Source organism: uncultured Litoreibacter sp., from assembly GCF_947501785.1.
Taxonomy (GTDB): Bacteria; Pseudomonadota; Alphaproteobacteria; order Rhodobacterales; family Rhodobacteraceae; genus Litoreibacter.
The window spans coordinates 757,433-779,470 of sequence record NZ_CANMXB010000001.1; the positions used below are offsets into that span (position 1 = coordinate 757,433).

21 protein-coding genes and 1 tRNA gene are annotated in these 22,038 nt (G+C 60.9%); 10 read left to right on the plus strand and 12 right to left on the minus strand.

Features of this window, described 5'->3' with window-relative positions:
* Window positions 1-20: 20 nt before the first annotated feature.
* Window positions 21-620, minus strand: coding sequence for a TetR/AcrR family transcriptional regulator (locus tag Q0899_RS03825; protein WP_298357779.1), 600 nt, complete (start codon window positions 618-620; stop codon window positions 21-23).
* 192 nt (window positions 621-812) lie between these two features.
* Between Q0899_RS03825 and Q0899_RS03830 the strand changes: the two genes are divergently transcribed.
* Entirely contained in the window at window positions 813-1,766 is a 954-nt protein-coding gene (locus Q0899_RS03830) for a homocysteine S-methyltransferase family protein (protein WP_298357776.1), read from the plus strand.
* Window positions 1,763-2,335, plus strand: coding sequence for a GNAT family N-acetyltransferase (locus tag Q0899_RS03835; RefSeq protein WP_299191134.1), 573 nt, complete (start codon window positions 1,763-1,765; stop codon window positions 2,333-2,335). Before Q0899_RS03830 ends, Q0899_RS03835 begins: the two co-directional genes overlap by 4 nt.
* Before the next feature lie 272 nt (window positions 2,336-2,607).
* On the opposite strand, the gene Q0899_RS03840 is transcribed toward Q0899_RS03835, so the two are convergent.
* From Q0899_RS03840 to Q0899_RS03855, 4 genes are all read right to left on the minus strand, one after another.
* Window positions 2,608-3,099, minus strand: coding sequence for a thioesterase family protein (locus Q0899_RS03840; RefSeq protein ID WP_299191135.1), 492 nt, complete (start codon window positions 3,097-3,099; stop codon window positions 2,608-2,610).
* Window positions 3,100-3,131: 32 nt separating this feature from the next.
* Complete coding sequence (locus Q0899_RS03845) at window positions 3,132-4,331, minus strand: DUF2235 domain-containing protein (protein ID WP_299191136.1); 1,200 nt, start codon at window positions 4,329-4,331, stop codon at window positions 3,132-3,134.
* An 80-nt stretch (window positions 4,332-4,411) separates the two neighbouring features.
* Window positions 4,412-4,485, minus strand: a tRNA-Gly gene (locus tag Q0899_RS03850).
* Window positions 4,486-4,529: 44 nt separating this feature from the next.
* Window positions 4,530-6,563 (minus strand): ASKHA domain-containing protein, encoded by a 2,034-nt coding sequence (locus Q0899_RS03855; protein WP_299191137.1) that lies wholly within the window; start codon window positions 6,561-6,563, stop codon window positions 4,530-4,532.
* A 132-nt stretch (window positions 6,564-6,695) separates the two neighbouring features.
* On the opposite strand from Q0899_RS03855, the gene Q0899_RS03860 reads away from it, so the two are divergent.
* On the plus strand, window positions 6,696-7,205 hold the full coding sequence (locus tag Q0899_RS03860) for a hypothetical protein (RefSeq protein ID WP_299191138.1): 510 nt from the start codon (window positions 6,696-6,698) through the stop codon (window positions 7,203-7,205).
* Between the two features lie 2 nt (window positions 7,206-7,207).
* On the opposite strand, the gene Q0899_RS03865 is transcribed toward Q0899_RS03860, so the two are convergent.
* Window positions 7,208-8,371, minus strand: coding sequence for a sterol desaturase family protein (locus Q0899_RS03865; protein ID WP_298291401.1), 1,164 nt, complete (start codon window positions 8,369-8,371; stop codon window positions 7,208-7,210).
* A gap of 47 nt (window positions 8,372-8,418) precedes the next feature.
* Window positions 8,419-9,177, minus strand: a complete 759-nt coding sequence (locus Q0899_RS03870; RefSeq protein WP_298291398.1) for a helix-turn-helix domain-containing protein — start codon at window positions 9,175-9,177, stop codon at window positions 8,419-8,421.
* 111 nt (window positions 9,178-9,288) lie between these two features.
* On the opposite strand from Q0899_RS03870, the gene Q0899_RS03875 reads away from it, so the two are divergent.
* Window positions 9,289-9,717: a hypothetical protein gene (locus tag Q0899_RS03875; RefSeq protein WP_298291395.1), complete on the plus strand. Its 429-nt coding sequence runs from the start codon at window positions 9,289-9,291 to the stop codon at window positions 9,715-9,717.
* On the opposite strand, the gene Q0899_RS03880 is transcribed toward Q0899_RS03875, so the two are convergent.
* Genes Q0899_RS03880 through Q0899_RS03890 form a run of 3 tightly spaced genes read right to left on the minus strand, consistent with a single transcriptional unit; the run spans window position 9,714 to window position 12,063 of the window.
* Window positions 9,714-10,805 (minus strand): methyltetrahydrofolate cobalamin methyltransferase, encoded by a 1,092-nt coding sequence (locus Q0899_RS03880; RefSeq protein ID WP_298291393.1) that lies wholly within the window; start codon window positions 10,803-10,805, stop codon window positions 9,714-9,716. The two genes, Q0899_RS03875 and Q0899_RS03880, sit on opposite strands and share 4 nt — an antisense overlap.
* 12 nt (window positions 10,806-10,817) lie before the next feature.
* Window positions 10,818-11,744 carry a methylenetetrahydrofolate reductase gene (locus tag Q0899_RS03885; protein ID WP_299195214.1) on the minus strand — a complete coding sequence of 309 codons (927 nt, stop codon included), beginning with the start codon at window positions 11,742-11,744 and terminating at the stop codon, window positions 10,818-10,820.
* A 19-nt stretch (window positions 11,745-11,763) separates the two neighbouring features.
* Window positions 11,764-12,063, minus strand: a complete 300-nt coding sequence (locus tag Q0899_RS03890) for a virulence factor (protein ID WP_298291387.1) — start codon at window positions 12,061-12,063, stop codon at window positions 11,764-11,766.
* Window positions 12,064-12,312: 249 nt separating this feature from the next.
* Between Q0899_RS03890 and Q0899_RS03895 the strand changes: the two genes are divergently transcribed.
* The 3 genes from Q0899_RS03895 (at window position 12,313) to Q0899_RS03905 (ending at window position 15,444) form a co-directional block, all read left to right on the plus strand.
* A complete protein-coding gene (locus Q0899_RS03895) occupies window positions 12,313-13,443 on the plus strand; it encodes a Ppx/GppA phosphatase family protein (protein WP_298291385.1) in 1,131 nt (376 codons plus the stop codon).
* A gap of 73 nt (window positions 13,444-13,516) precedes the next feature.
* On the plus strand, window positions 13,517-14,251 hold the full coding sequence (locus tag Q0899_RS03900) for an RlmE family RNA methyltransferase (RefSeq protein ID WP_298291383.1): 735 nt from the start codon (window positions 13,517-13,519) through the stop codon (window positions 14,249-14,251).
* Complete coding sequence (locus tag Q0899_RS03905) at window positions 14,248-15,444, plus strand: Coenzyme F420 hydrogenase/dehydrogenase, beta subunit C-terminal domain (protein WP_299191139.1); 1,197 nt, start codon at window positions 14,248-14,250, stop codon at window positions 15,442-15,444. The genes Q0899_RS03900 and Q0899_RS03905 overlap by 4 nt, the downstream gene beginning before the upstream one ends.
* Here the strand turns inward: Q0899_RS03905 and Q0899_RS03910 are convergent.
* On the minus strand, window positions 15,441-15,896 hold the full coding sequence (locus tag Q0899_RS03910) for a YaiI/YqxD family protein (RefSeq protein WP_298291377.1): 456 nt from the start codon (window positions 15,894-15,896) through the stop codon (window positions 15,441-15,443). The genes Q0899_RS03905 and Q0899_RS03910 overlap by 4 nt on opposite strands.
* Complete coding sequence (speB, locus tag Q0899_RS03915) at window positions 15,893-16,849, minus strand: agmatinase (protein ID WP_299191140.1); 957 nt, start codon at window positions 16,847-16,849, stop codon at window positions 15,893-15,895. The genes Q0899_RS03910 and speB overlap by 4 nt, the downstream gene beginning before the upstream one ends.
* Before the next feature lie 115 nt (window positions 16,850-16,964).
* Here speB and guaB point away from each other — a divergent pair, with 115 nt between their 5' ends.
* The 3 genes from guaB to Q0899_RS03930 all read left to right on the plus strand — a co-directional run bounded on the left by guaB (window position 16,965) and on the right by Q0899_RS03930 (window position 22,017).
* On the plus strand, window positions 16,965-18,419 hold the full coding sequence (gene guaB / locus Q0899_RS03920; RefSeq protein WP_298291371.1) for an IMP dehydrogenase: 1,455 nt from the start codon (window positions 16,965-16,967) through the stop codon (window positions 18,417-18,419).
* Complete coding sequence (locus tag Q0899_RS03925; protein ID WP_299191141.1) at window positions 18,420-19,607, plus strand: RsmB/NOP family class I SAM-dependent RNA methyltransferase; 1,188 nt, start codon at window positions 18,420-18,422, stop codon at window positions 19,605-19,607.
* A gap of 91 nt (window positions 19,608-19,698) precedes the next feature.
* On the plus strand, window positions 19,699-22,017 hold the full coding sequence (locus Q0899_RS03930; RefSeq protein WP_299191142.1) for an ATP-binding protein: 2,319 nt from the start codon (window positions 19,699-19,701) through the stop codon (window positions 22,015-22,017).
* Window positions 22,018-22,038: the final 21 nt, after the last annotated feature.

The window sequence follows — 22,038 nt, forward strand, 5'->3', positions numbered from 1 at the left end:
GCGGGGAGGCAAGGCGGGAGTTACGGCTGAAACAGGATCTTCACATAAGAGCGGAACATCAGCACCTGCCGCGCGGTCGCGTTTGGGTCGTCCACCGCTTTGGACAGGATGATCCCGCCCTCGACGACGCCCGACAGCATGTCGGCCAGATCGCTGAGGTCGACCTTGTCCTTTGGGGGGTGCTGGGCGGCGATATCCTCGAACATGGTCAGAAACCGCGCGCGCCAGGACAGCATGGCGCGCCGGTTGGCCTGCTGCACCTGACCGTCGAACAGCCGCGCCTGGTAGCAGGAGGTGGCGACAAGGCAGCCGGGGTGGCCCTCGGGCATGTTTTCCAGCAGCTCCGCCATCAACTTCAGCCCGATGAGCATTGTTTGCAGCGGGTCATCGCTCAGCTGCGCGGCGCGGCCAAACAGGTCGTCAAACAGCGCTTCCTCGTCGTCGATGTAGCGGTCGACCAAGGCAAGGGCGAGGGCGTTCTTGTCAGCGAAATGGTAGAAGAACCCGCCTTTGGTGATCTCGGCGGCGGCGGTGATTTCTTCGATTGAGGTGGCCTCGAACCCTTTGGCCAGAACGGCGTCCTGCGCGATATCGAGGATTCTGGTGCGGGTGTTCGTCATGGCGTTATCCGTGATTCACTGTACCAAAGGTATAGTAAGGCCGCAGGCTACGCGAAACAACACGCGGCCACGTCGGCTAAGTGTCAGTAAGTTATGACTATTTTTTGAAGCCAGCCGATGGACCACAAGCACACTATCCGTGCGCGGTCCGCTGCCAGATAAGCAGCCGCATGACTTTCAGGAGTGAATGATATGACAATTTCCGATCGCATCGCGCAGATGATGAACACCGACCAACCCTACCTGACCGACGGGGGTTTGGAGACATGGCTGATCTTTGAACGGGGCTTTGAGCTTCCAGCCTTCGCGGCCTTTCCCTTGCTGCGCCAAGACGAAGGCCGCGCGGCTTTGGTGGAGTACTTCGCCAAATTCTTGGACGTGGCAGAGAACGCCGGGCGCGGGTTTGTGCTGGATACGCCGACATGGCGCGCGGGCGTGGCTTGGTGTGACGCGCTCGGCTTGAGCGCTGCGGAGATCATGGCAGCCAACAAAGATGCCGTGGCCTTGGCAAAGACGATCCGTGCCGCGCGCGAAACCTCAGATTTGCCGATTGTGATCAACGGCCAGATTGGCCCCGCGGGTGATGCCTATGACGGGGACCGGGTGCTCGGCATCGCGGCGGCGGAGAAGATCCATGAGCCACAGATCGCGGCATTGGCAGAGGCGGGTGCCGATCTTGTCAGCGCCTTGACATTGGGTACCACCTCCGAGGCCATCGGGATCGCCCATGCCGCCATTGCGGCGGACATCCCCTTTGTGGTGTCCTTCACGACCGAGACGGATGGCAAACTGCCCAATGGGACCACCTTGGCCGACGCCATTCGCGAGGTGGACAATGTCACCGGCGGCGCGCCGCTTTATTACATGATCAACTGCGCGCATCCCGACCATTTCAGGGGCCGGCTTGAAGGGGGCGGGGCCGATTGGCTCAGCCGCATAAGGGGCGTGCGCGCCAATGCGTCCCGTCTGAGCCATGCTGAGTTGGACGAGGCCACCCAGCTGGATGCGGGTGACCCGATCGAGTTTGGTGCTCTCAGCCACGCTTTGGGGCGGATGCTCCCTAACCTCAGCATGCTTGGCGGGTGCTGCGGCACTGACCACCGCCACGTGCATCACATCGCGACGGCGGCGCAAGGAGGGTCATGATGGATTTGGTATTGAGACCGGCGAGGCCCGCCGATGCGCCGGTAATGGCGCGGCTGGTGAACATGGCGGGCGAGGGGCTGCCCCTGGCGCTTTGGACCGGCATGGCCGCCCCGGGCGAAGACCCTTGGGACGTTGGTGCGGCCCGGGCTGCACGGGACGAAGGCGCGTTTTCATGGCGCAACGCCTTGGTCGCCGAACGGGACGGCGCGGTACAGGGGATGATCATCACCTATGAGGTGGATAGCGAACCAGAGATGCCGGATGCCGAGACACCACCCGTATTTGTGCCGTTGATTGCGCTGGAAGCCAAAGCGCCTGGGACCCGCTACATCAACGTGCTGGCCACCTTGCCCGACGCGCGGCGCACAGGTGTGGGCACGGCGCTGATGCAAGCGGTCGAAGGTGACGCACCCGCAGCGGGGCTGTCCTTGATCGTGGCCAGCGGCAACGCCGCCGCGCGACGGTTTTATGCGGGGCTTGGCTATGGCGAGGTGGCGCGGATGGCTGTGGTTGAAGGCATGGGATGGCAGACGGATCATCAGGATTGGATCTTGGTCACCCGGCCTTGAGCCGTCGGTATCTGAGTGTTTTGGAACCATGATGGGTGGCCGATACGCTGTGATGGGCGACCGGCTGTAGGGTTTGCTCTGTCTGGATACGTAGGTGGGCCCACCCGTTGGTTTGGGTCGAGACCTTGTGTTGCCACGGCGGTTTGCCGCGTCTGTCCGTTGGTTCGTCGACGAAACCCTTGGACCCCCGCGCTTTGATGTCACGTCGGGGTTGGGGTCTCTGATTTGAGTTCTGGCTGATCAACCGTAGGGCGGGTTCTAACGGGCAAACGTTAAGCAGAGTTAACCGATGCGTTCGCAGCCAGGTCCATTTCGGCAAACCTGTGCTTCACCGCGTCGCTGAGCGGCTGCTTGGCGCTGCCGTCTTTCTCGAGCTGGACAAGCACCGAGGAGCCGGTGGCCTGCAGGCCCTGATCGGTCCAGACGCCGTATTCCATAACCCAGCTGGTGTTGCGAAACGACGTGGTGCGGCCGGTGACCACGTAGTCTTGCGCCACCACCATTTCCTTGAGAAATTCTGCCGCGATGGATTTCAGCACGATGCGCGGGCTGTCGGGGCCGTAGTCGGACACGCCATAGGCGCGGAAATAGGCGATGCGGAACGTCTCGAACCAGCGCAGATAGGCGGTGTGGTTGACGTGCTGCAACGCGTCGATCTCGCCAAACCGTACGCGGTCGGCTGTCCCGAAGCTCCATGGCTCGGGGATGCCGAGGGCGCGCAGATCATCGCCCAGCAGCGGGGTGTGGTAGCTCAGTTTTTCCATGCGCGACCGCTTACGGGGTTTTGGCTATGGGTTCAACGCCCCCGCAGATTGACCGGGTCGTAGTCTGTGTCGGGATCGGCCTTGCGCGCAGTTGCCGCGTCCGAGATCAGGTGATCGTCAGGGATCAGGCGCGGCTCGACAAAGGGCAGGTACCAGATGATCCCGCGTCGCCACGGTTTCCATTCGCGCCGGGTCAGTGATTTGGGGATGACCTCGAATATCCACCACTTCCAGATCATCGAATTGTGGATGGGTGCCAGCGGGTCGGGGTCGGAATAGCGCAGCCCCCCGGGCGTGCGTTTTTCGGGGTCCGCGCCATGCACATAATCATCCACCCGCTCGCCCACAAATTCCAACGCGACGCCGGCCTTTTCCAACTCCCCCAGCATCCAGAGCAACGTGATCTTGCCAATCCCCGCGCGATGTTCCAGTGGGGAGCCCCCGATATCCGAATGGTATCCGGGAAACCACATTTGTTTGACATCCTGCGGTTTGCCGTCACCGGATTTGAAACGGTTTCCGTAATATCTGACGGGGCTCCAGGGTTGCGCCCGAAACATCGAGCGGCGTTCGTCAATGGCCAGGGCATGGCGCACCATCTCGACAGACGGGTTGCGGTTGACCGAGGAATGCGTGCCGAATTCCAGAAAATAGCCCGTGGTGCGGAAATTGTGCCACAACCTGCGGAACCGGATCATTGAACTCACGGTGTCATAGAGCCCCAGGAACCGAACCGGGACATGGCGCACCTCCAGCACCTCCTCATATTCGCGCAGCCGTTGGTACACCTCGCTGTCGGGGTCATCATCATCAGCGTCGGTGATCTGTCGGTAGGCCCGAAAGACCTGCGGGGCGAGGTGCAGCTCATGCGCGCCCAACAGCCCGAAATCATTGATGAACCCCGCCAGCACACGCACTGCATAGGCGCCCCGCGAGAAACCGAACAGCAGGATCTCGTCGCCATCCTCATGGGTCAGGCAAATCTTGCGATAGGCGTTCATCACATTGTCTTCGAGACCCAGCCCGAACGCCAACCCGAGCACACCCTTGAAGCGTTGCCAGTTGCGCCCCATCAGGGATTGGCTGTCATTGGTGCCAACTCCGGGGACGTAGATCGCGCGTTGGGTGTCGCTGTCGGTGACCAGACAACGGTACAGCCTGAGGATGTTGGTTTGACGGTCCCCGACATCATTGCCGGTCCCGTCCATGCAGACGATTATCTTGCGTGCCATCAATCATTTCCGTTCTTAAATATAGCGAACGGGACGCAGCATGACCGCTTGAGGCGCGTTTTGCAATGATGTGGAGACGTTGGAGCGGGTAACGGGAATTGAACCCGTAACTAAAGCTTGGGAAGCTGCCGTGATACCTTTTCACCATACCCGCTCAGTAGGGTTGAGATATGCGGGGGCGCGGCGCGCGTCAAGGCGTTAGCCGCGCCGTCTGCGCCTGCGGCCACCTTCCGGCTTGTCGCCGCCGCCGGTGTTGAAGGTTTGCGTAGGGATAGTGACCACTGAATTCAGGATCGGGAAAGGCTCCGCCGAGTTGGGGATGGCGGAGGCGTTGACGAAATGCTCCTGAAAGCGCGGCTCGATCGCGGTTTCGATCTTGTGGATGGCGTGCACGGTTTTCTCGATCTCGGCGCGGGCATCTTTGTTCAGAAGGGCGATGCGCGCGCCGGTTCCTGCCGCATTGCCGGCGGAGGTGACCTTGTCCAACGGGCAGTCGGGGATCATGCCCAGCACCATCGCGTGTTTGGGGGAGATATGCGCCCCGAACGCGCCCGCGAGAATCACACGGTCCACCTGATCTGTGCCGAACTTGTCCATCAGCAGACGCGCGCCGGAATAGAGCGCGGCCTTGGCCATCTGGATTTCGCGGATGTCGCGGTTGGTGACGGTGATGGGACGCTCGGGGTCGTCCCAGACCATGTAGCTGTAGGTGCGCCCGTCGAGGAAACAGCGGGTGGTGCCGGTTTGCTCCGGCGATCCGATCAGGCCGGGGCCGTCAACGATGCCGGCGAGGCGCATCTCGGCCACCATCTCGATAATGCCGGAGCCGCAGATGCCGGTGATGCCTGTGGAGGCAATTTCGTCCTGGAATTTTGGGTCGTCGGACCACAGGTCGGAGCCGATGACCTTGAAGCGGGGTTCCTTGGTGGTGGGGTCGATTTCCACACGCTCGATGGCACCGGGGGCCGCACGCTGGCCGCTGGAAATCTGCGCGCCCTCGAAAGCGGGGCCCGTTGGGGACGAACAGGCCAGCACCTTGTCAGTGTTGCCCAGCAGGATTTCGGCGTTGGTACCGACATCGACCACGAGAACCAAGTTGTCGGATTTGTCCGGGGCCTCGGACAGCGCGACCGCCGCCGCATCTGCGCCGACATGACCCGCGATGCAGGGCAGCAAGTAGGCGCGGGCGGTAGAGCTGAGGTCCAGTTCAAGCTCGGACGCAGGCAGGGAGATCGCGTCGGACGTGGCGAGCGCGAAGGGGGCTTGCCCCAGCTCGAACGGGTCCACGCCGAGGTAGAGGTGGTGCATGACCGGGTTGCAGACGAAGACCGCGTCGAGGATCAGGGATTTGTCGATCTCCGCCTCGGCCGCGACTTGGGTGAAGAGGGCGTTCATGCCGTCGCGGACGGCCGTCGTCATTTCATCGGCGCCGCCTGCGTTCATCATTGAATAGCTGACGCGGCTCATCAGGTCTTCGCCAAACCGGATCTGCGGGTTCATCATGCCAGACGAAGCCACAACCTCGCCCGTGCGCAGATCGCACAGATTGCCCGCAATGGTGGTGGAGCCAAGGTCCACAGCCATGCCGTAGACGGTGCCTTCATAGTAGCCAGGCCAGATGGCCACGATATGGGGCCAAGCGCCCGCATGGCCGTGATGCACGGCGCAGGTGACCTTCCATTCGCCCTTGCGCAGGGTGGGTTGCAGGGTCTTCAGAATGGACAGATCCGCCTGGACGTCTTTGACATCCCACTCCTTTTCAAGGGCCGCCTGCAGCCGCTGCAGATCGCCGGAGGGGTCGTGCATGTCGGGTTCCTGCACCTCGACATAATAAAGCCGGACGGTGGGGTTCAGCGTGATATCCCGCGCCTCGACCCGTTTGCGGACCACCTGTTTGTGGACTTGGCTGGTCTCGGGCACGTCGATGACGATGTCGCTTTGCACGGTAGCCTGACACCCCAGACGGCGGCCCTTGGGCAGGCCGCGTTTGTCGTCGTATCGCTGCTCGACGCTGTTCCATTCGGACAGCGCATCTTCGGTTACCGTGACGCCGTGTTTGGGGAAATCGCCGAAGGACGGCGTGACCTGACATTTGGAACAAATCCCGCGCCCGCCGCAGACCGAATCCAGATCAACCCCAAGCTGGCGCGCCGCCGTCAGCACCGGAGTGCCCACCGGGAAGTTGCCGCGTTTGCCGGAGGGGGTGAAGATCACCAGAGGGTCGTTGGCCATGTCGCACCGATCGTCATTGAGTGTTGGTCAAATGAATAGGGGTTTGGGCATCCGGTGCAATGCCCCTTAGCGACTTGTCGGTGCCGAAAAACGCATGTTGATGATGAGCCTCGCTGCGGTAATCTAGACCCCATGTTCCGAATATGTGCGTTGATCCTCGGCGGAATGGTGTTGGCTTTGCCTGCAGCGGCGGACCGCTTTCCCGTCTTCCAGCCGGAGCCGCTTTGCGCTGGCGGCATCGCGTTGCCCGTGAGCGAGCAAAACGGGCTGGGCTTCGCCAATGACCACTATATCGGGCACTACCGCGACGCCGGGGCGGTCAAAGAGCTGCAGTTCACTGTGGATACGCCCGGTGCGTGGCAGGGGGACGGGTTTCCGGCGGATGTCTGCGGCGCCAAGGTGGTGCTGTCCGTCGATGGCGGCCCTGACGTGCGAGGCATCTTGGAATATGTGCCACCAACCCCGGGCGCGGAGCATCAGCCGTGGCCCTTCGCCGTCACCTTGGAGGGCGACCCGCTGCGCAGGATGTGGTTTGCGGGGCGCTACAACACGTCTGTCTGGGGGCGTGTCGAGATACCCAATGACGCCGGCGGCTATGACAACGTGTTCTTCACCGGCGCAAGCGCGCATCGCTGGGAATAGCGTTACTCGGCAGGCGTCTGATCCGTATCCTCTGGCGGCAACTGCTTCTTCGTAAAGGGGAAGATGAACTGCTTCATGAAACCGCGCGGGACCTGCTCGCCTGCGGTGCCGTATTTCTCGGGCCAGCGGCCCTCGGGCATGTGGTGCGTGCCAAAGAGCCGGTCGAGGATCGGGAAATGGATCGCGTAGTTGATGTCAATCGCCTCCTTCTCCGCGCCGTGGTGCCAGTGGTGGAAGCGGGGGGTGACGACGTAGGGCTCCGCCTTGGTCAGGTTCCAGCCAATGTTGGAATGAATGAAGGAGCTGTAGAAATACACAATCAGAACATAGGCTTGGATGGCCGCCGGGTCGAAGCCCAGGGTGAACATCGGGATTGCCGTCATCGACCGCAGGATCGCGATTTCGACGAAATGCATGCGTGCGCCGGACATCCAGTCCATCGACTTGGCCGAATGGTGGATGGCGTGGAACCGCCAGAGCGCGGGCACCATGTGGAAGACGCGGTGCACCCAGTATTGCACCAGATCAGAGGCCAGCATGATGATGCCCAACTGCACCAGGAAGGGCAGGTTGAAGATCCATTCCTGCATCGCGCTGAGGTCTGTGTAGGTCGTTATCAGGTTCGAGGGCAGCAGCGTGATGAAGGTCAGGATTTGCACCAGCAGGGAGGAGACGAGGTAGTAGAACATGTCCTCCTGCCATTCGGGGCGGAAGACGGTCTGGTCCTCGTAATTGGGGAAGTAGCGTTCCAGCGGGATGAACAGAAAGCCCACGAACAGCGCGTTGATGATGAAGAAATCGAGGCCGAAATAGAGCGGTGCGGTGTAGCTTGACCCGTCATCCGGCGTGCCGATCAGCGACGCAAGGATCACAAGGCCCAGCGCTGTCCAACCAAGAATGCGGTCCTTGGACAGCATGAGGGAGAGCAGCGCGAAGGCGTAGCCAAGAAGCAGCACAACCTGTAGCGCCCACTGCTGGTGTCTGAGCGTGACGAATTCCTGCAGGTCGGGGGTCTGGAAGATGCCCGGGTAATGCATGACGACGACCAAAAGCATGCCCGTGATGCCCGCCAACAACGCGCCGCTGCCCGACAGCCAGCCTGAGCCGAAGGGGCGTTCTTCGCGCGGGCGGTCCAGATTGTCTTTGAGGCGTCTGAAAAATGACATGGGGCTCAATCCGTTTTTCTTTGGATTTGGCCATGTCTTTGAGTGTTTTACAAGCTGTTAAGGATTTGTTCGGCTTCTGGTGTGGCGGGGAACATCAGTTCGATCTTGAGGTCCGAGATGGCAAGATCCTCGGCCCCGCCGAAGGTCGCATAGGTCGATATCATCGGCAGCCGCATCGGGCCCGCAATGTAGATGGTGCTGATGACGGGTGAGAGGCTGGGTTCCGGCGAATACCCCATGATGGCGGGGTCTTTGGCCAAATGGTTTGCGGCCCGATCCAGCTCAGCAATACCCCCTTGCGCGCGGCTTTCGCTGCGCAGGCGCGTAAGTGTATGGTGGCCGACTTCTGCCCAATTTTCAATAACTTCAGCGGCGACCTTCGTGTTGAGGGACCAATCGAGCAGGCTGTCACCCTTTGCCAGCCCGGCCGCGCCGAACAGCATGGCCGCGGTGTCGTTCAGATCAACGATGCGCCAAAGGCGATCCATCACCATCGCAGGGTATGGACTATGCTTGTCGAGCATCATGCGCATGGCCTTGGTGACCGTTTGCATATGATCTGCGTTCAGTTCCGAGCGGTGGTGTTGGGGCGCGAAGCCCGCGGCCTCCAGCATTTCGTTGCGTTTGGCGGGCGGGACTTCAAGGATGTCGGCCAAATGCAAAATCATCTGGCGGCTCGGGCCCGCGCGCCCGGATTCGAGGAAGGAGATGTGGCGCGAAGAAACTTCGGCCTCGGTGGCGAGTTGCAATTGGCTCATGTGACGCGTGCCGCGCCATGAGCGGAGATGGGTTCCAAAATCTGTCATGTGGGGAACTTAGCTGAGGTGCGGAGGCAAATCACTTACCTCGTGAGTAATTGTTTTGGGCCGCTTGGGTGGCTTCTTTGCGGGCAGGATAACCGCAACAGGAGAAACACCATGGATATCGACACAATGAGCAAACGCCTGAAGATCGTGGGCGTGATCAACGCTATTTTCGGAATCAGCTTTGCGCTCGCTGCGTATCCACCGCTGAGTTTGCCTGCGATGCAATTCGCCGATCTGGTGATTTGGCCAATTGCGGGCGCTGAGGACGGATCGTCCCCAGTTGCGCGCTTGATGCTGGCCATTGGTGGCGGTGTGATTGCCGGCATTGGGGCCATTTGGTTTGCCGCATCGGGCGCGCCGTGCCGCACCGCGCCAGGGGCGGTACGTCAGATGATCGTAGCGGGCTCAATCACCTGGTTCATAGTGGACAGCACCGGGTCGGTCTTGGCGGCAGCGCCATTGAATGTGTTGGGAAATATCCCGTTCTTGGCGCTGCTGCTGTGGCCGGTCTGGAGCGCACCCCAGACCGCTACGGCCTAAGCCCTGCGACGGCGGCCGCCTGCACGACCAGCGCGGCCGCCACGGGCAGCGGCTTCGGTGCCGTCAGCATTTCTAGGCTTATTGAAATTGATCCAGGCGGACCCGCTTGGGTCATTGTCGGTCAGGAAGTTGGCGGCGCGAATGGCCTCCATCTCCTTGCCCGGCTGCGGCTTGGTGGAGCCAAGGCCGGTCAGCTGCGCAAAAAGCTCCATGTCGATGCCGTCGGGGATAATGAAGCCAGCGGCCAGCAGGGCCTCGCGCTTTTCTGCAAGCTTCTTTGGGCCGACGGGCAGGGCGACCGGGTTCATGATTGCCGACGTCATTCCAGCGGCCATGGCCATCGGCAGGAAGGCGTTGTTGATGCCATGGCGATTGGGCAGGCCGAACGAGATGTTGGACGCACCGCAAGTGGTGTTGACGCCCAGCTCTTCACGCAGGCGGCGCACAAGGGTGAAGACCTGCAGGCCAGCGGTGCCCATTGCGCCAATGGGCATCACAAGCGGATCGACCACAATGTCGTGGGCCGGGATGCCGTGATCTGCGGCGCGTTCCACGATTTTCTTGGCGACGGCGAAGCGCACGTCGGGATCCTCGGAAATACCGGTATCGTCGTTGGAGATGGCCACGACCGGCACGTTGTACTTTTTGACCAGCGGCAGCACCATTTCGAGGCGCTCTTCTTCGCCGGTGACGGAGTTCAACAGCGGGCGACCTTCGGCAGCCGCGAGGCCATTTTCCAAAGCGCCGGGCACGGAGGAGTCGATGCAGAGCGGAATGTCAGAGACCTTTTGCACCCGCTCAACCAGTTCCTTCATCAAGGTTGGCTCGACGAAGTTGTTGTCGGCGTAGCGGGGATCCTCAGCCATCTTGTTGGAGAAGACCGCCCCAGAGTTGATATCGAGCACATTCGCGCCCGCCATGGTCTGCGCAATGGCATCCGCTTCGACGCGGGAATAGTCGCCTGCCTCAAGTTCCTCGTTCAGGATCTTGCGGCCTGTCGGGTTGATGCGTTCGCCGATGACGCAGAACGGCTCGTCAAAGCCGATCACTGTCGTTTTAGTTTTAGATTCCAGTACCGTGCGGGTCATTGTTGATCTTTCTTATTGAGAATTGGCTGGAACTGCGGCGTTGCCGCCATGTTCAATGGCCCAGTTGGCGTTGGTCTTGATGCCGCCCAAAGGGAAGAAATGGACGGATTCGATGTTGAAATCGGGGTTTGCGGCCTTGTGGGCGGCCAGCTCGGTCAGCACCTCGGTCGGCTCGTAAGGCAAGAGCAGCTTGGTCACGTCCATCGCGCGCTTTTGCAGCACTTTCAGCGAGGGACCGACGCCGCAGGCAATGGCGAATTTGATCAGCGTCTGCAGCTTAGCGGGGCCAGCGATGCCGATATGCACGGGCAGGTCGATGCCATTGGCCTTGATGCTGTTGGCCCATTCGATGATCGGGCCAGCCTCGAACGCGAATTGCGTGGCGAGGGCCATTTGCGCGTCGGTCCGTTCGTTGAAGGCCTGTTTCCAGGCAAGCGCCTCATCGACGTTTTTCATAGACCCGTCAGGGTCAATGTCGCGGTTGCCTTCGGGGTGGCCTGCGACGTGTAGACGTTCAAAGCCTGCCTTGTCGAAGAGACCCGTGTCGAGAAGCTGCATCGAGCTGTCGAACGCCCCATGCGGCTCAGACACGCCGCCTGCCAGCAGCAGCGCTTGTTTGACATCAGCCTCGCCTTGGTAGCGGGCGATCCAATCGGCCAAAGTGGCCTTGTCCTTGATGATGCGCGCGGGGAAATGCGGCATGACGTTGTAGCCGTCTTTGGCCAGTCGCGCGGCTGTGGCGACCATGTCCTCGATCGGGGTGCCTTCGATATGGGCGATGTAGACTCGGGTGCCTTCGGGCAGCAGGGCGCGGAAATCCTCGACCTTCTCGGCGGTGCGCGGCATCACCTCGATGGAGTAATTCTGCAGGAACGCCTCAACATGCGGGTTGACGGTCGTGGTTTCGGGCGCGGCTTTGCGGAAGTTCAAAAGGGCCATCAGCTTGTCCTTCAGGGAATTAGGCATCGTTGCCGTCATTGGCGATCAAGGCTTTGATCTTGTCGGTGTCGTATTCGGCGTCGATCCGCGCCGCTTCGGCTTTTGCGACCTCATCGGGGTCACCATCGACAGAATAGGGGGCCGCTTTGCGCCAGGACGCCATGTACGCATCGTCATCCTTGGCGCCTACCTTCATGGCGCAGCGGTCAATTGCCTGCTCAAACCGTTCTGGCAGCGGCGCTTTGGACCCACGGCGGCCCTTGCCGACGATGACCTGCGCGGGGATGTCGCGCCAGTAAACGATGGTGACGTCGGGCATATCAGGCATCCTTCGAGGTGAGTCTCTTTTCGCGACCTTAGCTGGGCCGCGCTGTGGCCATGGTTTGATTTCGACAAAATGCGTCGCAATCGCGACGGGAGCTGAATAACGCTTGCGAGCACGGGTGAACAGGGCGCGGCGGGACCGGATATTTCAAGACGTTTATGAATTGCGCCGCCACAAAGGTTGCGCGGAAGCCTGCTGACCCATAGGCTGGGGATAACCAATGAATAGCGAGGCCCGATTGGCATGGCGAAAATACCGCCAAAACCTGCGGGCAGTCACGTGCGACCCGTCCCGCCACCTGTGCAGGACCCGCGCCCTGCCGATGTTCCGGACCCGGCCGACCTGTATGCGGCGCTGGATCTGGGAACCAATTCCTGCCGGATGCTGATTGCGCAGCCGAAGGGCAGCCAATTTCACGTGGTCGACAGCTTTTCCAAATCGGTGCAACTGGGCGCTGGTCTTGAGGCCACGGGACAATTGTCGCGGTCTTCCATGGCGCGCACGGTAGGAGCGCTGAAGATTTGCCAAAAGAAGCTGCGCCACCATTCGGTGAAGCGCATGCGACTGGTTGCGACCGAAGCTTGTAGACGGGCCAGCAACTCCAACCAGTTTATTGATCTCGTGACCCGCGAAACCGCGCTGCCCTTGGAAATTATCGAGCCGGAGGAAGAGGCACGGCTGGCCGTGATCTCCTGCGCGCCTTTGGTGTCGGTGAAGACGGAACAGTTGTTGGTCGTCGACATTGGTGGTGGATCAACGGAATTGGTCTGGATCGACTTGTCCCGCGTGCCGCGTGTGGACCGGCCTCGCGCGATCATGCGGCTTCACACCGGTTTTGACCCCAAGGAATCGAGCTTTCCAGCCGCGAAGGTCGTGGATTGGATTTCGGTGCCTCTGGGCGTGGCGACGTTGCGAGATCAGTTCAACGACGTGGACGATGATGCCGCGCGATTTGCGTTGATGTCGTGGTTCTTTGAAGAGAACCTGGCGGAGTTCACACCGTATCAGGACACTGATCAGGTCAAGGAAGGCTTTCAGATCGTGGGGACCTCCGGCACGGTGACAACAGTGGCCGCGTCCCATCTGGGGTTGAAGCGCTATGACCGCAACAAGGTGGACGGGCTGCGGATGACGTCAGACCAGATCGACCACGTTATTCAAGGCTATTTGCACATGGGGCCGGAGGGCCGGCGCAACGATCCCCGGATCGGGCGGGACCGTCATGCGTTGATCATGTCCGGCGCCGCGATCTTGCAGGCATTGTTACGCATTTGGCCCACGGACCGGCTGACTGTAGCTGACCGGGGCCTGCGTGAAGGTCTGCTTTACGCGCAGATGTCGACAGACGGGGTGCTTGAAGAGGGCCCCTACTAGGCTGGCGTTTTCGGTGCTTGAGGCGTAGGAGCCTCCGGCGGGGATATTTTTGGAACAATGATAGGGTTGAGGCATGGCGCGCTCACCGACAGGGCCGAAGGGCACCAAAGGCAAGAACACATCGGGGCGCGGGCAGCGCGACCTGACGGTGAAGGTGAAGACCGCGCGAGGGCGTAAGTTGTCCTCCACCCTGTGGCTGCAGCGGCAACTGAACGACCCTTATGTGAAACGCGCACAGGCCGAGGGGATGCGCGGGCGCGCGGCGTATAAGATTTTGGAAACCGACGACAAATACCGCTTTCTGGTGCCGGGCGCACGGGTCGTGGACCTTGGCTGCGCGCCGGGTGGCTGGTGTCAGGTCGCCGTGCCGCGCGTGAACGCGCTGGGCGAAAAAAGCGGCAAGAAGGTGGGCTACATTCTGGGCATCGACCTGCAGGAGGTGGAGCCGGTCCCGGGCTGCGAATTGCATGTGTTGGACTTCATGGAAGACGGCGCGGACGATCAGGTGAAGGCCTGGCTTGGCGGCAAGGCCGATGTGGTGATGAGCGACATGGCGGCTGCGTCTTCGGGGCATAAGCAGACGGATCACTTGCGCATCATGGCCTTGTGCGAGGCGGCGGCGTATTTCGCGTTCGACGTGTTGGAAGAGGGCGGCACCTTTGTGGCCAAGGTTTTGGCGGGCGGTGCCGAGGGCGATTTGCAGAAGTTGCTGAAACAGAAATTCACCAAAGTGGCGAATTTCAAGCCGGGCGCGTCGCGTCAGGACAGTTCCGAGAAATTTGTGGTGGCACAAGGCTTTCGCGGGTGACTTTGACGGGTGAGGCTCCGCATCGGGACTTATGCACCGATTGCGGCATCTCGCGGACAGACGACCCCAAACGCTGCGGACGGGCGTGCCAGTTCATTGCGCCGGACTATCCTGCTATGGAGACCCGGGTGCATGGGCGCGCGCGGGACGCGTCCAAACCGGATGAACTACATTTCGGGCCGTTCAAGCGGATGGTCCGCGCGCGCATGAAAGTGTCGCGCGATGGAGCGCAGTGGACCGGGATCACCACCACAATTGGGGAGCGGTTGCTACGCGAAGGCATGGTGGACGCGGTGCTGTGCATGGGGCCGGATCCTGAGGACAGTTGGCGGCCTCGGCCAATGCTGGTGACCTCGCCTGATGGCATGGCTGAGGCGCGGGGCATGCGGATGGGCTATGCGCCGCTGCTGGCCCTTTTGGAGCCTGCGGTTGCGGCAGGGCACAAGCGCATCGCGGTGATTGGCATCCCCTGTCAGGTCTATGCATTACGCGCGTTGGAAGCGGAATTGGGTCTGGAACGGCTCTATGTGATCGGCACGCCGTGTTCAGACAACACCACGACGGAGGCGTTTCACCAGTTTCTGGAGCTTCTGTCGGAGACGCCGGACGAGATCACCTATCTGGAATTCCGTGCCGATTACGTGGTCGAGCTGCGTTTTAAGGATGGTAGCGAGCGGCTGATCCCGTTTCTGCAACTGCCGATCTCGGACCTGCCGCCGGACTTTTTTCCGCTGACCTGCCGGACTTGCGTGGATTACACCAACGTGCTGGCAGACATCACCGTGGGATATATGGGCGGCGAGGGGGATCAGTGGCTGCTGGTGCGCAATGAGCGGGGCGAGGAATTGCTGGGGCTGTTGGGCGACGATGTGGCGCTGTCGGAGCCGGGGTCCAAGGGCAAGCGCGGCGGTGCCGTGAAGGGGTTTGTGGAGAATACGAAGCTGGCCGCAGGCGGATTGCCTTTGCGTAGGATGCCGGATTGGCTGCGGCCAATTGTCAGCTGGATACAACCACGGTTCGGGCCCCGTGGGCTGGAATTTGCCCGCGCACGGGTGGAGATGAAGGCCGCCGAGAGCATTTTGCACCTGCGCCGTGAGGAGCCGCGGCGGATGAAGCATATGATCCCGGATCATGTTTGGGAATTGGCTGCGCCCTATGACCTGCAGCCCGAAGAGGGCGAGCGCAAGGACTAGGCGGCGCGGATCAGGCGTTGCAGCTCCCGGTCCAGAGCATTCAGGAATTGCGAGCGATCCTTGTTTGAAAACGGCGCGGGGCCGCCGGTTTGCTCGAGCCCGGCGCGCAGGTCGGCCATGATCGCACGGGTGGCGATTGCGCCGCCGATATTGGACGAATTGAACGGCTTGCCCGTGGGGGCGAGGACGGTGGCGCCGACCTCGATGCAGCGGCCTGCGAGCAAGATGTCGGCGGTGATGACCACGGATTGGGGCGTCGCGTTTTCGGCGATCCAATCGTCGGCAGCGTCGAAGCCATCTGAGACAACCTTCATTGTCAGCAAAGGGTGATTGGGCAAACGCAAATAGGCGTTCGCCACCAGCGTGACCGGGGTCTTCAGCCGGTAGGCGGTTTTGTAGATTTCCTCTTTGACCGGGCAGGCGTCAGCATCGACGAGGACATGCACGCTCATGCGCTGCGCTCATGGAAGATGAAGCCCAGCAGGTTCAGCAGGACTTGCGCGGCGAGGATGGCGGTGCTGTCGGTGGGGTCATAATCCGGGGCGACCTCGACCAGATCAATGCCGACGATGTCGTGGTTCTTTGCGACCTGCTGCAACAGCTCCAGCACGTCATAGTAGAGGAAGCCGCCATGGCTGGGCGTGCCGGTGCCCGGCGCGATGGAAGGGCAGAAAGCGTCAATATCGATGGTGATGTAGACGCGGGATTTTGCCGGAATACGTTTGGACAACGCCTCAGGTCCAAGGTCGCGGCATTGGCGGACGGAGAGGATGTCGGAGCCCATCTTGCGGGCGTCCTGGTAGCCTTCCTTGGCGGTCGAGCTGACATTGCGGACGCCCAGCTGGGTGAGGCCGGTGACGTAATCCTTCTCCGCCGCGCGGCGCATGGGGTTGCCGTGGCCGTTGCGCACGCCGTGGCGCTCATCGACAAAATCGAGATGCGCGTCGATCTGCAGGATATGGATGTCGCCTTGGTCATCAAAGGCGTTGATGCAGGGGATATTGATCGAATGGTCGCCGCCAATGGTGACGGGCAGGGCACCGGCTTCCAGGGCGGCCCGCACGCCTGCCTCGATGCCATTATGCGACCCGGTCGTGTCCGTATGAATGATATCGGCATCCCCCATATCCACGATGCGCACGGAGGCGGGCAGATAGGTGGCGTCGTCCTCATGGTCATACGCCCCGGCATGGCCGAAGCTGAACAGCGTCGAGGCCTCGCGCACCGCGCGCGGGCCAAAACGGGCACCGGGGCGGTATTGCGTGCCGCCATCAAAAGGCGCGCCGAGGATGGCGACATCGGCCTCGATCTTCGACCAGTCCTCGATATATGGCCGTTTGCCGAAGGTTGCGATGCCCACAAAAGGCAGGTTCAACCGCCCCGTTTCGTAGCCGTGATTGCTCATCTAATTCCCCTTGGTAGTGGCCCAAACCCGCTAAAGCACAAAATCGACCCTTTCGCATCCGCAGAATTCATGAAATAGCAAACTGCCAAACGAGACCACCTGCAAGGAGACACTCATGCAGATTCGCGAGGCCCTCACTTTCGACGATGTTTTGCTGGTTCCAGGCGCGTCCAGCGTGCTGCCATCGACGGCAGATACGCGCACTTTTGTGACCAAATCAGTCGCAATGAACATCCCGCTTTTGTCGTCGGCCATGGACACGGTGACCGAAGGGCGGATGGCAATCGCCATGGCGCAGGCGGGCGGCATCGGGGTGATCCACCGCAACCTGAGCGTTGAGGAGCAGCAACAGCAAGTGCGCCGTGTGAAGCGATTTGAAAGCGGGATCGTCTACAACCCGATTACGCTGACGGAGAACCAGACCTTGGCCGACGCCAAGGAATTGCAGGACCGCTACAAAGTGTCGGGCTTCCCCGTGGTGGGCGAAGGCGGGCGGGTCATCGGGATCGTGACCAACCGCGACATGCGCTTTGCCTCGGATGACAAGACGCCGGTGAAGGCAATGATGTCGTCGGACAATCTGGCGATGCTGCAGGAGCCTGCGGACCTGGCGGAAGCCAAGTCGTTGATGGAAGCGCGGCGGATTGAAAAGCTGTTGGTGGTGGACAAAGACGGCAAGCTGACCGGGCTTCTGACATTGAAAGACATTGAGCAAGCGGTGCTTAACCCGCAGGCCTGCAAGGACCAGCTGGGCCGGTTGCGGGTCGCGGCGGCCACCACCGTTGGGGATGCGGGGTTTGAGCGGTCTGAGGCGTTGGTCGACGCGGGCGTTGACCTGATCGTCATTGACACCGCGCATGGGCATTCCGAAGGGGTGGCACATGCCGTTGAACGCGCCAAGAAGCTGTCGAATGAGGTGCAGGTGATCGCCGGTAACGTGGCCACTGCCGAGGCCACCAAAGCGCTGATCGGCGCTGGTGCGGATGCGGTTAAGGTGGGGATTGGCCCGGGCTCCATCTGTACCACGCGGATGGTGGCGGGTGTGGGCGTGCCTCAGCTGACCGCCATCATGGACTGCGCAGAAGGCGCGCGCGACACCGGCACGCCGGTTATTGCAGATGGCGGCATCAAGTTTTCGGGCGACTTTGCGAAGGCAATCGCGGCGGGTGCATCCTGCGCCATGGTCGGCTCGATGATCGCGGGGACCGACGAGTCGCCTGGAGAAGTTATTCTTTATCAAGGCCGTAGCTTCAAAAGCTACCGCGGCATGGGCTCACTTGGCGCCATGGCACGCGGATCAGCGGACCGGTATTTTCAGAAGGACGCGGCCTCTGACAAGCTGGTGCCGGAAGGCATCGAGGGGCAGGTGCCGTACAAGGGCTCTGCGGGCGCGGTGGTTCACCAATTGGTCGGGGGCCTACGGGCTGCTATGGGCTATACTGGGGCCGCAACCATCCAGGACATGCATGAACGGGCAAATTTCGTCCGCATCACTGGCGCAGGCCTAAAAGAAAGCCATGTGCATGACGTGCAAATCACTCGCGAGTCGCCCAACTACCGGATTGGCTAAGTGACGCCCCCCGCGCGCCTGTCCGCCGCTATCGAAGTGCTCGACCTTTACTTGGGTGGGCAACCCGTTGAAAAGGCTTTGACAAACTGGGCCAGGCGGTCTCGGTTCGCCGGATCCAAAGACCGCGCGGCGATCCGTGACATCGTGTTCGATTGCATCCGAAACCGCAAAAGCTATGCCGCGTATGGGCACGGGGAGACAGGGCGCGGCCTGACCTGCGCCCATGCCGCCAAAGGACGCGATCGCGAAGATTTGCAGGCCTTGTTCACGGGCGAGGGTCACGCCCCATCCCCGCTAACCGAGGACGAGCTTGGAGCCCTGTATCGCACGCGAGTCCGCCAGAGCTGGGAGATGATGCACGACTTGCCAGAGTGGTTGGCCGAGGAAATGGCCGCGTCGTTCGGCGACAAGAGCATGCAGGTGGCGCGGGCATTGACCAAACGCGCGCCCGTGTTTCTTAGGGTAAATCTGTCGCGTGCATCGCGCGACGACGCCATCACGTCTTTGGCGCAGGACGGTGTAACGGCTGTGGTTGCCCGGCGTTCGGAAACCGCTTTGGAAGTCATCGAAAACCCTCGCAAGGTTTCGATGAGCGCCGCCTTCGCCAACGGCCTGATTGAACTGCAAGACGCCAGCAGCCAAGCGATCTGTGCGGGGCTGCCGCCGTCGCGGCGGATGCTGGATTACTGCGCAGGCGGCGGCGGCAAGGTCCTGGCCTATGGCGATCTGAACACCGCCGCGCTCTTTGCCCATGACGCGAACTCCAGGCGGCTGGGCGATTTGGCCCCACGGGCAGCGCGGGCAGGGTTGTCCGTTCAAATTTTAGACAAGGCCGCGTGTAGGACCCAGGCCCCGTTTGATCTGGTGCTCTGTGATGTGCCGTGTTCGGGCAGCGGCGCATGGCGGCGGTCCCCTGAGGGGAAGTGGGCGTTGACGCCGGAATCTTTGGCAAATTTGCAGAAAATTCAGGCGAGTATTCTGGACGAGGCGGCAGGATTGGTCGCCGTCGGCGGCTGCCTGGCTTATGTGACATGTTCGGTATTCAAATCCGAAAATAACGATCAAATTCAATTGTTTCTGAAGCAACATTCGCAATACAAACTGGCCTCCAAGACGCAGTATTTGCCCGATGCATCGGGCGACGGGCTATTTGTGGCTCACTTGACGCGTCGCGGCGACGACGCCTAACATCGCATATCGCTAAGATTTTAAATGTTAATTCAAGATTAATGGTTTTGTCGCACGGTGCGTTGCAGCAATATTTATGGGAGGCTCCGGCGTGGCTCAAGCAGCGGACCCGGACAGTGATTTGACCAGGACAGGACGTATATTCGCCAATGGCAGCATCGTCAGCTGGGCCGCCGTCGCGGTCTTGTTCGCCGGCGTGTTGGTCCCTGATGCGCAGCAATCATTCGCCGTGGCAGGGGTCGGGTTGGTTCTGGCGGCGATCGCGTTTCTTATCACCTTGCGCAGGGGCCGAAAGGCGCAGGCACCGGCGCGTTCAGAACTCAGCGATTTGATCTTTCATGACGAACGAAGTGTTTTCGTAACGGCCTCCACCGGCGAGGTGCTGAAACGCAACGCCGCCGCGCGCCGCGTCTTTGGGGATGGCGGCGGGCCGGTTCTCGAAAAAATCATTGGCAAACAATTCCCCAACCCCAATGCAATCATCTTTAGGCTGCAGGCCAAGGCCGCCAGGCTAAACGCCGCGCAGGAAGATATTGTAACCCGGCGCGCCAGATTTCATGTCGGTGTGCACAAATTGACCGGCGACCGGTTCTTATGGGCCATTGAGGAAAGCAGTGAACGCTCCGCTGTCGGGCGCGGTGCTGACAAGATCAGCTTGCCAATGATGACCGTCAGCGGGACGGGAACAATCCTCTATATGAACGAAGCCATGCGCGTCATCGCGGGTGAGCGCGTCAAGGCGCTCGACCGACTGTTCGTCGACGTGCCGAAAGTCAGCGGCGAACGGCATCTGCTGAAATCAAAAGACGGCGACATTGGCGTGCAGGTGATCATCGTGCCGGGCAGCGGCGGACGGTCAGAATATTTCCTTGCGCCGATCCCGAATGAGACGGTGCCCCAGAAGGGCAGCAACCTGGATTTGCTTGAAGATTTTCCGGTGGCGCTTTTGCGGATCAAAGCCGATGGCCGGGTGGAGGACGCCAACAAGCTGGCACGTGGGTTGTTGGAACTGGAAGAAAAGCCCGGGCAAATGTTATCGGATCTTGTCGGCGGTTTGGGCCGTCCGATCACAGATTGGTTGGCCGACGCTGCCGAAGGTCGGGCGCTGCACCAGCCGGAAATTCTACGCGCCCAGGCCGGAGAAGAAGAAACATATCTGCAAATCAGCCTCGGCCGCGTGATCGAAGACGGGCAGGTGACGCTTGTCGCGATGGTCACCGATGCGACCGAGCTGAAATCTCTCGAAGCTCAATTTGTACAAAGCCAGAAAATGCAGGCCATTGGCCAGCTCGCCGGAGGCGTGGCGCATGATTTCAACAACCTGCTGACGGCAATTTCGGGCCACTGCGATCTATTGATGTTGCGGCATGATCCCGGCGACATGGACTATGGTGATCTTGAGCAGATCAACCAGAATGCCAACCGTGCCGCCTCCCTTGTGGGTCAACTACTGGCCTTTTCGCGCAAACAGAATTTGCAGCTTGAGGTGTTGGATATGCGAGACACGCTGTCCGATCTTGCGCATCTCCTTAACCGTCTTGTGGGGGCCCAAATTACCCTCAACCTGACACATGACCCGCAGCTGATGTCTGTGCGCGCCGACAGACGCCAGATGGAACAGGTGATCATGAACCTGGTGGTCAATGCCCGCGACGCCATGGGTGGGAACGGCGGCGAGATTACGATCGAGACGCGCAATGCCAAGCTGCAGACCGACCTGAGCCGCGACAGAGCAGTGGTTCCTCGTGGTGACTATGTGGTCGTCAAGGTGCGCGATGATGGCAACGGCATCCCGAAAGAGAAACTGACAAAGATATTCGAGCCGTTCTTTACCACGAAAGGCGTTGGTGAAGGGACCGGCCTGGGGCTCTCAACCGCCTATGGCATCATCAAGCAATCGGGCGGGTTCATTTTCGTCGATAGTGCGGAAGGAAAAGGTACCGAATTTACGATCTTCTTCCCCACCTACGACCGCCCGACGGTTGCGGAGGAAGCCAAACGCCCATCACCCGTCGCGGTAGATATCGGACCTGTAGACGGCGTTGTGTTGTTGGTTGAAGATGAAGCACCAGTCCGTGCCTTCGCGAGCAGAGCGCTGAAATTGCGCGGCTTCCAGGTGTTGGAGGCCGATTCAGGAGAAGAGGCGCTCACCGTGCTGAGCGATACTGATCTTAACGTCGATATTGTCGTCACGGACGTGGTGATGCCCGGCCTTGATGGGCCGAGCTGGGTCAAGAAGGCGCGCGAGGATCGCCCGGATATGAAAGTCGTCTTCGTGTCAGGCTATGCCGAAGAAAATTTCAATCAGGACCAGTCCGACATCCCGAACTCGATCTTCCTGCCCAAGCCGTTTTCACTCAATGAATTGACAGCCACGGTGCGCGGGCAACTGGCGGATTTGGCGGCGTAGGTCACCCGCCGCGATGTGGCC

Excerpts from the sequence above, each read along its gene's own strand:
- Q0899_RS03835 (WP_299191134.1), top strand. The coding sequence starts at position 1,763 with ATGATGGATTTGGTATTGAGACCGGCGAGGCCCGCCGATGCGCCGGTA.
- guaB (WP_298291371.1), top strand. The coding sequence starts at position 16,965 with ATGCAGATTCGCGAGGCCCTCACTTTCGACGATGTTTTGCTGGTTCCA.
- Q0899_RS03825 (WP_298357779.1), bottom strand. The coding sequence starts at position 620 with ATGACGAACACCCGCACCAGAATCCTCGATATCGCGCAGGACGCCGTT.
- speB (WP_299191140.1), bottom strand. The coding sequence starts at position 16,849 with ATGAGCAATCACGGCTACGAAACGGGGCGGTTGAACCTGCCTTTTGTG.
- Q0899_RS03830 (WP_298357776.1), top strand. The coding sequence starts at position 813 with ATGACAATTTCCGATCGCATCGCGCAGATGATGAACACCGACCAACCC.
- Q0899_RS03890 (WP_298291387.1), bottom strand. The coding sequence starts at position 12,063 with ATGCCCGACGTCACCATCGTTTACTGGCGCGACATCCCCGCGCAGGTC.
- Q0899_RS03895 (WP_298291385.1), top strand. The coding sequence starts at position 12,313 with ATGGCGAAAATACCGCCAAAACCTGCGGGCAGTCACGTGCGACCCGTC.
- Q0899_RS03860 (WP_299191138.1), top strand. The coding sequence starts at position 6,696 with ATGTTCCGAATATGTGCGTTGATCCTCGGCGGAATGGTGTTGGCTTTG.
- Q0899_RS03910 (WP_298291377.1), bottom strand. The coding sequence starts at position 15,896 with ATGAGCGTGCATGTCCTCGTCGATGCTGACGCCTGCCCGGTCAAAGAG.
- Q0899_RS03900 (WP_298291383.1), top strand. The coding sequence starts at position 13,517 with ATGGCGCGCTCACCGACAGGGCCGAAGGGCACCAAAGGCAAGAACACA.
- Q0899_RS03870 (WP_298291398.1), bottom strand. The coding sequence starts at position 9,177 with ATGACAGATTTTGGAACCCATCTCCGCTCATGGCGCGGCACGCGTCAC.
- Q0899_RS03880 (WP_298291393.1), bottom strand. The coding sequence starts at position 10,805 with ATGACCCGCACGGTACTGGAATCTAAAACTAAAACGACAGTGATCGGC.
- Q0899_RS03875 (WP_298291395.1), top strand. The coding sequence starts at position 9,289 with ATGGATATCGACACAATGAGCAAACGCCTGAAGATCGTGGGCGTGATC.
- Q0899_RS03855 (WP_299191137.1), bottom strand. The coding sequence starts at position 6,563 with ATGGCCAACGACCCTCTGGTGATCTTCACCCCCTCCGGCAAACGCGGC.
- Q0899_RS03865 (WP_298291401.1), bottom strand. The coding sequence starts at position 8,371 with ATGTCATTTTTCAGACGCCTCAAAGACAATCTGGACCGCCCGCGCGAA.
- Q0899_RS03840 (WP_299191135.1), bottom strand. The coding sequence starts at position 3,099 with ATGGAAAAACTGAGCTACCACACCCCGCTGCTGGGCGATGATCTGCGC.
- Q0899_RS03885 (WP_299195214.1), bottom strand. The coding sequence starts at position 11,744 with ATGGCCCTTTTGAACTTCCGCAAAGCCGCGCCCGAAACCACGACCGTC.
- Q0899_RS03845 (WP_299191136.1), bottom strand. The coding sequence starts at position 4,331 with ATGGCACGCAAGATAATCGTCTGCATGGACGGGACCGGCAATGATGTC.